Source organism: Nonomuraea sp. NPDC001684 (assembly GCF_053596515.1).
Genome location: NZ_JBSFGJ010000479.1, coordinates 1 through 6,765, shown reverse-complemented (window position 1 = coordinate 6,765; position 6,765 = coordinate 1). Strand labels below are relative to the sequence as shown.

Genomic DNA, 6,765 nt, shown 5'->3' with positions numbered 1-6,765 from the left:
TCGCGGTCACACGCCGATATGCACGTACGGCGCCCAGAACATCGGGCTGCCGAAAAAGGTCCAGGTAGAAGGCGGGGGTGCCTTCGGGCACGCGCAGGTGCAGTTCCACGTGCCCGGCCCCGGGGGAGGCGGGCCCGTCGCCGATGCTCGTCGAGAAGAAGGCGGGGTCTCGTTGCACGGTTCCCGCCAGCTCCTGGACGGGCACGGTGAACAATTTCGGGGTCAGCCGCAGCGTCCGGAACACGTCGATCGTCTCGGGGACCGGCCGGTATTCCATGATCTCCTGCAGCAGCTCGATCTCCGCGATGATACGTGCCTTGTTCTTGGCGACCTCCTCGGGCGTCAGGCCCTCGATGGAGGAGTCGCCGTACCGCAGGTAGTCGTTCATCCCCAGGTAGCCGCCCTCGGAGTACTCCTTGGCCGCCGTGCGCTTGGCTTCGGACAGCCCGGCGGCCACGTCCGACCAGACGGCCTCGCCGAACGAGGGCGAGACCACACGGGAGCCGAAGGGCGCGTCTACGGGGACGTGCGGCGCGGGCGCGGTGTAGTACAGACCCGATTCGGTACGGCGGATCGTCTGCCCCAGCGACGGGTTCGGCCCGTCGGCGACCAGCCCCGAGTACGCGGGCGGCGCGCCGCCCTTGCCGTGGGGCAGGGCGGACGGGGACAGGTCGCCGGAGCGCGCGTCGAAGTCCACCGGGGGCTTGACCCGGCCGGCCGTGTCCGGCGCGGTGTAGTGGTCCTTCGGCGGGGCGGCGGACGGTCCCGCGTCCTGGTGGTAGAGGCCCAGGATGTCCGGCAGGGCCTTGGCCAGGGCGGGGTGCAGCTTGTCCGCGTTCGCCATCGAGGTGAGCTCTTTCAGCGTGAACCACTGGGCGCCGCTGGTCTCGAACGTGTCGAGCTTCGGAGCGAACATCGGCCCGTCGGCGGCCAGGTTGGTGTACGTCCAGCCGTCGTCCCCGACGTGCACGGCGTGCTCGCCCTTGAGCCGCAGCTCGTCCAGGTAGACCTGGTCGACGCCCAGCTCCTCGCTGATCTCCCGGGCCGCGCCGTGCACGGGGCTCTCCAGGCTGTCGAGCGCGCCGCCCGGCAGCTGCCACTTGCCGGCGTTGGAGACCAGCTCGCTCTGCTGCATGAGCAGGTAACGCGGCTCGCCGTGCGGGTCGATGCCCCGGATCAGCACGCCCGCCGCGCCGTACTTGCCCCATTGGCCGCCGCTCACGTAGCCGTCGCCGGACTTGCCGGGGTTCTCCAGGATCCGGAAGGGTCCCTGCGGCTTGGCGGCGCCGCCGGGCAGGACGCCCCCGCCCGCGTGGGAGGCGGCGGGCCCGTCCGCGGCCCGCACGTCGTTGAGGAGGGCGTCGAAGTCGTGCCCGCCGCCGAAGGACGGGTCCTGCTTGGCGGCCGCGCCGGCCAGCGCGGTGCTCTCCGGCCAGTGCCCGGACGGAAGCCCCGCCGAACCGTCCGCGTAGTACGACGACGACGTGGGCTGGTGGTCGTAGGAGTGGTACGCGCTGTTCAGCCACTCGGGGGGAAGCGTGGCGGCGGAACCCGGGTCCACGCCGGACTTCACCGCCGAATTCACCGTCGAATTCACCGCTGAATTCACTGGGGAGTTCACCGGCGGGCCGGCGTCGGGCTTGACGTGCGCTCCCGGGCTCCAGCTCGCCCAGTGCGCGTCCGCCCCGCCCAGCACGCCGGAGGTGAGGCTCTTGAGCAGTCTGTCCGGGTCGAACGGCTGCCCGCTGTAGATCTGCGTGGCCACGTCCGTGGCCATGCCGGCCAGGCCCGAACGGCCCATCAACCCGAGCATCGACCGAGGGGGCAGGATGCCCGTGAAGCCCGTCAGGAAGGCGCCCAGGAGGGCGCCCGTGCCGGCCGACGTCATGACCTGGTCCCAGTCCACGTGATCGCGCCGGGACTGCGTGGCCTGCACCCCGAGGTCCATGCCGCCCATCAGACCGCCGAACAGCCCGATGTTGATCAGCAGCCGTTTGCCGAGCTGGGCGATGGCCAGCCGGGTGAGCTGGATCCGCGAGCCGGCCAAGGCCATGGCGGCCGGTCCCCAGGGGCCGGCCGCCGCGGCCAGCAGCCAGATGAGCTGCAGGATCAGGAACCAGACCGAGACCTCGATCATCCGCTTGGTGTACTGCACCTGGACGCCGAGATCGTTGTAGTGCAGGGCGGCCGAGACGAGCTCCTTGACGAGCTCGGCCAGCATCTGATCGGGCCCCTCCTGGACGTACCTGACGAACTCCCGCAGCGCGTCGCCGTCCCAGTCGTCGCCCAGCCGGGTGTAGACCGCCACGCCCCGCGCCTCCAGGACGCCCCGCGCGGTGGACGCGCACGCGTCGGCGAGCCGGAAACAGCCGTCCTCGTCACCTTCGGGCCAGTCCATGCCGACGGCGTAGCCGATGAACGGCTTCGCCCAGTCAGGGACGAGGAAACCGTCGAACCCCAAGGAGGCTCACATTCCCTGCAGACTCGGCGGAGACGGCGCCTGGCCGTCGAGGGGCGGGGCCTGATACCCGGCGCCCTGGGTGTCCGGGCCTTCGGCGTCCTCGTAGTTCCGCGCGTTGCCCCGGAGCCCGTCCCGCACGTTCTCCACCGCCTGGATGTAGGCGTCGAAGGCGAGCAGGACGGTGCTCTCGATCCTGTACTGGTTCTTCTCCAGCTCCCTGCCGTAGTGGTCGTCGCCCAGCGGGTTGCCCTCGCGGTAGAAGACGGCGCCCAGCGCGCTGTACAGGTCCCGCAGGGCGGTGGCGCTGGCGTCGGCCTGCGCGGAACGCTGCCGCAGACCGCTGAAGACCGCCTTGTATCCCTGGCCGCGGGTGTCACTCATGCGCCGCGCCGTCCTCCGGCGGAAGCCGCACGGGCTTCGGCAGGAACGACTCGATGCCCGCCCCCTCGCCCAGCACCTCCTCCAGAGGCAGCCCCTGCGGCATGAACGGCGTCATGAGCTCCTTCGTCCGGTCCGCCACCTGCTCGGTGGCGGCGCCGATCTGCTCCATGATCGAGCGGGCGAGCTGCGACGGCGCGAGCCTGCGGTACACCCGGGGGTCCAGCGCGATGTCCTGCACCTGACCGCGCGGCCCCACCGTCACGCTGACCAGGCCGTCGCGGCTCTGCGCGGTCGCCACCAGCTCCGACAGCTTGCCGTACGCCGTCCGCAACTCGCGGGCCTGCCGGTTGTACTCCCTGGCCAACGCTTCGACTGTCAGCCCGAACTCGTCGCTCAAACGGCGTACCTCTCGTACCAGGGGCCTGCTTCTGCCACAGCTGTAACGCGGAGGCCCTACCGTACTAAATCTCTTTACGGACGGAAAACGAGCAGTTCAGGGCATCCGAAACCCCTCCACCGACGGGCCGGCGGGGTCAGCCGGCCTCGCGCCGGCCCCTCCACACCTCCGTGACGGGACCGTCCGGCAACGCGACGTCCAGCCGCCGGCACCACGGCCCCGGCGGCGTCCATCCCCAGGCGGGTTCGAAACTGACGCTCAGCCGGCGGGCCGAGCGCGGGACCACCCCGCCGAGCTGGCGACTCCCGTGCGCGGCCCTGACGCCCTTCCGGTCGAAGCCGCCGTTGTTGTGGCCGGAGTAGTCGGTGCCGAGGTCGTCCTCGGCGGACAGCATCCAGTACCAGAAGAACGACCCCTTGCTGTCCGCCTCCTCGTCCCGAACCCCCGGGACGAACTCGTAATGCAGCAGCCCGCCGGCCTCCGACAGCTCCAGCCCGCGGGCCACCACGTGGTGGCCCTCCACCAGCTCCCCGAGGTCGATGTCGAAGACGATGTCGAGACGCCTCGACCCGTCCCTCTCGGCGAAGTAGGCGTCGGTGGCCGTACGCGGCGGGATGCTGATCATCGACCAAGTGTCGGGCATATCGGCGAGTTCGCCGGTCAGCGGTCGCCAGGGGTCGTGTGCGCGAGGACGGCGGTGGCCAGTTCTTCGTGCACCTCCGGCGGCAGCGTGTGCCCCAGGCCCTCCACCATCATCAGCCGCGCCCCCGGCACCTGCTCGGCGATGAGCGCGCCATGACCCGGCTTGGCCACCTCGTGGGTGCCCTCGATCACCAGCGTCGGCGCCTTGACCTGGTGCAGCACGCCCACCGGCTCGAAATCGGGCTTGGCGCCCGCCGCCAGCCGATGGTTGACCGTCGCCGACAGGTCGCGCGCCCGGTCGTAGATGCGCTCCTGCAACCGGCGCGCCGCGTCCTCGTCGAACGGCAGCCCGGTCCCGTGCAGCAGACGCTGCTCGGCGATCATGCCCTCGATCGCCGCCCGCCGGTCCTGCGGCGGCGGCGACGCGATCAGGGCCTGGTAGAAGGCCACGAACTCCGGCAGCGGCACCGGCAGGCTGCCCTCCGGCTGCGGCTGGCCCAGCAGCGCCCGCATGATGACCTGCCCCTCGCCGCCGCCCAGCGGCGAGGAGCCGATGACCGTCAGCGACCGCACCCGCTCCGGCCGCTCCACCGCGACGAACTGCCCCAGCAGCCCGCCCGCCGAGTGGCAGACCAGATGCGCGCTGTCCAGGCCGTGCGCGTCCATCACCCGGTAGACGTCGTCCTTGATGTCGTCCCACGTGTACGGGTGCGCCGCGAAGTCGACCGTGTCCGACATGCCGGTGTCACGGTGGTCGTACCGGATCACCCGGCGGCCGCCCGCGGTCAGCAGCCCGACGAACTCGTCCGGCCACAGGACGCCCTGCGACATCGAACCCATGATCAGCAGGATCGGCTCGTCGGTGGCGGCGCCGAACTCTTCACTCCAGATGTTCACGTTTTGCATGCCTCACAGCTTGCCCGGCCCGGCTACGGGCGCCTTCTGTAGAACTACTAGCCGCGCCAGATCAGTACGGGAGCCGATGCCGAGCTTCGGATAGATCTTGTACAGGTGGTACTCGACCGTCCGCGGGCTCAGGAAGAGCTGGGCGGCGATCTGCTTGCTCGACAACCCGTCGGCGACCAGGCCCGCGATGCGCAACTCCTGCGGGGTCAGCGCGTCGAGCACGGCCGCGGGCGGCGCCTGCCCGCTCTCGCCCGCGGCCCGCAGCTCCTCCTGCGCGCGCCGCGCCCACGGCCGCGCGCCCGCCCGTTCGAACGTCTCCCACGCCATCCGCAGATGCGCCCGCGCCTCGCCGGGACGTTGCCCGCGACGCAACCGCTCACCCAGCAGCAGGGCTGTCCTGGCCGCCTCGAAGGGGTTGGTGTGCAGCCGCAGCGCCTCGTCGAAGGCGTCCTCGCGCGCTTCGGCCAGGCCCCGGCAGCGCGCCAGCAACGCGCGTGCCTCGGGCGTCGCCGCGTGCCGCGACCCCCGTTCGTACGCCTCCAGCGCCGCCCGCGCGCCCGCCTCGTCGCCCGCTCCGACGGCGGCCTCGACGCGGTCGGGGGTCGTCCGCCAGACGACCGCCGGATGCCCGGTGCCCGGCCCGGCCGCGGCGATGGCCGCGAACCGGTCGCGCGCCGCCGCGTGCCGGCCCAGGCACAGGTCGAGCATCGCCCGCGCGTACGCCGCCACCCCCGCGCGCAGCCCCACCCGATGGGGGACGGCGATGGCCAGCGCCGCGCGGGCCTGCCGCTCGCAGTCCTCCTCCTCGCCGCGCAGCGCCGCCACGACCGCCAGGTTGGCCAGGTGCGCGGCCACCGTGTTCTCGTAACCGGCCTCGCGGGCCAGCTCCAGGCCCTCCTCCGAGAGGGCCTGGCTGCGCGCCAGCCGCCCGGCCAGCCGTTCGGCGGTCGCCACGAACTCCAGCACGACCGGCAACTGCCCCGCCATGCCCGACACCCTGGCCACCTGCCCGGCCCGGTCGCTGAGCTCGGCGGCCAGGTCCGTCTCGCCGAGCTGGCTGGCCGCGGCCGCCGCCCACAGGTGGCCCGCCGGGTCCGCCAGCTCACCGGCCCGCGCCAGCGCCCGGCGCAGCAGTCCGGGCCCGGCGGCGTCGCCGCCCAGGGTCAGGCCGATGCCGGCCACCGTGTCCCGCAGGAAGCCCTCCGGGTGCGCGGCGGCCCGGCGGCCGAGCTCGACGATCATCGCGGTGTCGCCGACGTACGCGGCCGCCTCGGAGGCGTCGGCCAGCATGTCCAGGCTGTCGCCCGCCGCCAGGATCCGCACGGCCTCGGCGGCGTTGCCCGAGTTCAGCTCGAACCGGCCGCGGAGCTGGGCGATCTCCATGGTCACGGCGACGTCGCCGCCGGCCCGTTCGCGCGCCTCGGCCAGCAGCGACTCCGCCTGGCCGGGACGGCCGCCGAGCCAGGCCGCGACGGCGGCGTCCTTCAGCCGGACGGCCCGTTCGCGCGGCTCGGGGGTCAGCTCGGCGGCTCTGGCCAGGGCGGTGGCGGCGGCGCCGTACCCGCCGCGGTCGCGGGCCCGGCCGGCGGCGGCCACCAGCGCGGCGGCGACCTCCTCGTCCTGGCCCAGGGCCGCTCCGGCCAGGTGCCAGGCGCGGCGGTCGTCGGCGGTCAGCTCCGCCAGGACGGCGTGCGCCCGGCGCACCTCGGCCGGAGCGGCCGCCTCGTGCACCGCGGAACGGATCAGCGGGTGGCGGAAGCGCACGCCGGCGCCCGACACCTCCGCCAGCCCGCCCTCCTCCAACTCGGCCAACGCCGCCCGCCCGGCCTCCGCCTCCGCCTCCGCCGCAGACTTCGCCTCCGCCTCAGATCTCGCCCGCGCCTCAGACTTCGCCTCCGTGGAAGCCGATGTCTTCGCGGAGGCCGATGTCTCCGTGGAGGCCGGCGCGGGGTGGCCGTCCCGCGTGCCGGGTCGGCCC

6 protein-coding genes are annotated in these 6,765 nt (G+C 73.1%); all 6 read right to left on the bottom strand.

Annotation, left to right across the window (positions count from 1 at the left end; all coding sequences use genetic code 11):
• A partial coding sequence (locus ACWCSD_RS44455) for an NUDIX domain-containing protein (protein WP_449924374.1) occupies positions 1 to 2,461 on the bottom strand: 2,461 nt, incomplete at its 3' end.
• 6 nt (positions 2,462 to 2,467) lie between these two features.
• Entirely contained in the window at positions 2,468 to 2,842 is a 375-nt protein-coding gene (locus tag ACWCSD_RS44450; RefSeq protein ID WP_449924371.1) for a hypothetical protein, read from the bottom strand.
• Complete coding sequence (locus ACWCSD_RS44445) at positions 2,835 to 3,239, bottom strand: YbaB/EbfC family nucleoid-associated protein (RefSeq protein ID WP_397162898.1); 405 nt, start codon at positions 3,237 to 3,239, stop codon at positions 2,835 to 2,837. Before ACWCSD_RS44445 ends, ACWCSD_RS44450 begins: the two co-directional genes overlap by 8 nt.
• A gap of 136 nt (positions 3,240 to 3,375) precedes the next feature.
• Complete coding sequence (locus tag ACWCSD_RS44440) at positions 3,376 to 3,864, bottom strand: hypothetical protein (RefSeq protein ID WP_449924367.1); 489 nt, start codon at positions 3,862 to 3,864, stop codon at positions 3,376 to 3,378.
• 35 nt (positions 3,865 to 3,899) lie between these two features.
• Complete coding sequence (locus ACWCSD_RS44435) at positions 3,900 to 4,787, bottom strand: alpha/beta hydrolase (RefSeq protein ID WP_449924365.1); 888 nt, start codon at positions 4,785 to 4,787, stop codon at positions 3,900 to 3,902.
• A gap of 3 nt (positions 4,788 to 4,790) precedes the next feature.
• On the bottom strand, positions 4,791 to 6,599 hold the full coding sequence (locus ACWCSD_RS44430; protein ID WP_449924362.1) for a LuxR C-terminal-related transcriptional regulator: 1,809 nt from the start codon (positions 6,597 to 6,599) through the stop codon (positions 4,791 to 4,793).
• Positions 6,600 to 6,765: the final 166 nt, after the last annotated feature.